4 protein-coding genes are annotated in these 2,443 nt (G+C 70.2%); 2 read left to right on the forward strand and 2 right to left on the reverse strand.

What is annotated here, in order from left to right; translation table 11 throughout:
* Positions 1 to 62 precede the first annotated feature (62 nt).
* A complete protein-coding gene (locus ACWGIG_RS38505; protein WP_453326383.1) occupies positions 63 to 338 on the reverse strand; it encodes a GlsB/YeaQ/YmgE family stress response membrane protein in 276 nt (91 codons plus the stop codon).
* 213 nt (positions 339 to 551) lie between these two features.
* On the opposite strand from ACWGIG_RS38505, the gene ACWGIG_RS38510 reads away from it, so the two are divergent.
* Both ACWGIG_RS38510 and ACWGIG_RS38515 read left to right on the forward strand, forming a co-directional pair.
* Complete coding sequence (locus ACWGIG_RS38510; RefSeq protein WP_453326384.1) at positions 552 to 917, forward strand: DUF3099 domain-containing protein; 366 nt, start codon at positions 552 to 554, stop codon at positions 915 to 917.
* Between the two features lie 196 nt (positions 918 to 1,113).
* Positions 1,114 to 1,356, forward strand: a complete 243-nt coding sequence (locus ACWGIG_RS38515; RefSeq protein ID WP_453326385.1) for a hypothetical protein — start codon at positions 1,114 to 1,116, stop codon at positions 1,354 to 1,356.
* On the opposite strand, the gene moaA is transcribed toward ACWGIG_RS38515, so the two are convergent.
* Positions 1,339 to 2,328: a GTP 3',8-cyclase MoaA gene (gene moaA / locus ACWGIG_RS38520; RefSeq protein WP_453326386.1), complete on the reverse strand. Its 990-nt coding sequence runs from the start codon at positions 2,326 to 2,328 to the stop codon at positions 1,339 to 1,341. The genes ACWGIG_RS38515 and moaA overlap by 18 nt on opposite strands.
* Between the last annotated feature and the right edge of the window lie 115 nt (positions 2,329 to 2,443).

Here is a 2,443-nt window from a genome sequence, read left to right on the forward strand (position 1 = left end):
CCCCGCGGGTGAGCGGGGTCCCGGCCACGGCCATGTCCGCGTGGCGGACCGCCGGGCGCTGTTCAGGCGCGGCTTCTGTTGCCCCGGACCGCCGCGTACATCGCGTCGCCCAGACCGACGATCACCACTGCTCCGGCCAGCTGGAGCAGGTGCCGGCCCCAGTCGATGCCCTTGGTCTCGTTGATGCCGAACTTCGTGGCGAGCCAGTTGCCCAGCACCGCTCCGATGATGCCGAAGACGGTCGTCAGCCAGAGCGGGATCTGCTGCTTGCCCGGGATGATCGCCTTGGCGATCAGTCCGAGCACAAGCCCGACGATGATTGCCCACAACCAACTCATGTCGCCTCCTCGTACCGGCGCGGATGTGCGCTGTGATCAAGTGTCGGCGGATCCCCCGTACGGCGCATGTCGGACGCCGCCGTACGCGGTACGCCGGTCCGGCTCCGCCCGGAAAGGGCCGCCCCCGCATCGACGCCTGTCGGAGCGCGGGCGTACGGTGGACTGGTCCGGGCCGGGGAGTGCCCGGCGCGGGAATCGGGTGGTGGAATCGTGATGCGGAAGCTGCGCGGGGCCGAGGTCGTCCGGATCACCGGGGCACGGCAGTCGCTCGCGGACGACGTACGGGGCAGGCAGCGCCGGTACATCATCTCCATGTCGATCAGGACGGTGGCGGTCATCCTCGCCGCGCTCCTGTGGAACGTGGAGCGGCCTGTGGCGATCGTGGCCCTGGCACTGGGGGTGCTGCTGCCGTACGTCTCGGTGGTGATCGCGAACGGCGGCAGGGAGGGCGCGAAGTCCCTGCCGACGACTTTCGTGCCCGCCCCGGTGCGGCCTGCGCTGGGCCCGCCGCTGGAGGGCACCGTGATGGACCCGGAGCCCGCCGAATCGGTCAACGACCCACAGGGGCGGACTACTTAGCTCCGCCCAAGCTCAGGAAAAGCTCAGATCAATCATGAAGTTCCGGTGCACCGCACCCCGTACCCCGTGACATACTTCGTAGGCGCTCCGCATCCCCCGTCGGAGCGACGGACCGACGCCGGGCAGCTCCCCCCGTGGCTGCTCGGCGTCGCCTTTGTTCGGGCCCTTCTGCGTGGCCCCCGTTGGGAATTCTGCTGTGAGTGACGAGACCCCCATCTGTTCCGCCAAGGGCTGCCGTGCGGACGCCGTCTGGGTACTGGCCTGGAACAATCCGAAGCTGCACACGCCGGAGCGCCGCAAGACGTGGCTCGCGTGCGAGGAGCACCGCGAGCACCTGTCTCAGTTCCTCGGGATACGGGGTTTCCTCAAGGACGTCGTGACGCTCGCCGAGTGGGGGCAGGGCCCTGCGCCGTCGGGAGACTCAGCCACCGATCGCTGACATCGGGCGGTCCGGCTGCAGGAACGTCGGGTCGTCGAGGCCCGAGCCCGCCTTCTTGCCCCACATGGCGACCTTCCAGAGCTCCGCGATGTCCTCGTCGGTGGCGTCCGAGCGCAGGGCGGCCCTCAGGTCGGACTCCTCGCGGGCGAACAGACAGGTGCGGACCTGACCGTCCGCGGTGAGCCGGGTGCGGTCGCAGGCCCCGCAGAACGGGCGGGTGACCGACGCGATGACGCCGACCCGGTGCGGGCCGCCGTCCACCACCCAGCGCTCGGCGGGCGCGGAGCCGCGCTCGCGCTCGCCCTCCTCGGTGAGGGTGAAGCGGGTGCGCAGGGACTCCAGGATGTCACCTGCGGTGATCATCCCGTCGCGCTTCCAGCCGTGCTGGGCGTCGAGCGGCATCTGCTCGATGAAGCGGAGCTCGTACGCATGAGCCACGGCCCAGGCGAGGAGGTCGGGGGCCTCGTCGTCGTTGAGCCCCGGCATCAGGACGGCGTTGACCTTGACGGGGGTGAGGCCGGCCTCGCGGGCGGCGGCCATGCCCTCCAGGACGTCCTTGTGCCGGTCTCGGCGGGTGAGGGTCTTGAAGACGTCCGGGCGCAGCGTGTCCAGCGAGACGTTGACCCGGTCGAGGCCGGCCGCCTTGAGGGCGGAGGCGGTGCGCTTGAGGCCGATGCCGTTGGTGGTGAGGGACATCCGGGGGCGCGGCTCCAGGGCGGCGCAGCGCTCGACGATACCGACGAGGCCGGGGCGCAGCAGCGGCTCGCCGCCGGTGAAGCGGACCTCGGTGATTCCCAGGTCGGTGACGGCGATGCGGATCAGGCGGACGATCTCGTCGTCGGTGAGCAGATCCGGCTTGCCGAGCCACTGGAGGCCCTCTTCGGGCATGCAGTACGTACAGCGCAGGTTGCAGCGGTCCGTCAGCGAAACTCGCAGGTCGGTGGCGACCCGGCCATAGGTGTCGATGAGCACTGTGGGCCCCCTCCCCGATGGGTGACTGGTACCTCCGACACTACGCGACGGCACTGACAACGACCGGGGCCGATTGCCACGAGGCACGGCAGGGCCGCGTCGTAGGACTCTACGA

This window comes from Streptomyces sp. NPDC054863 (assembly GCF_053610825.1).

Excerpts from the sequence above, each read along its gene's own strand:
- ACWGIG_RS38505 (WP_453326383.1), bottom strand. The coding sequence starts at position 338 with ATGAGTTGGTTGTGGGCAATCATCGTCGGGCTTGTGCTCGGACTGATC.
- ACWGIG_RS38510 (WP_453326384.1), top strand. The coding sequence starts at position 552 with ATGCGGAAGCTGCGCGGGGCCGAGGTCGTCCGGATCACCGGGGCACGG.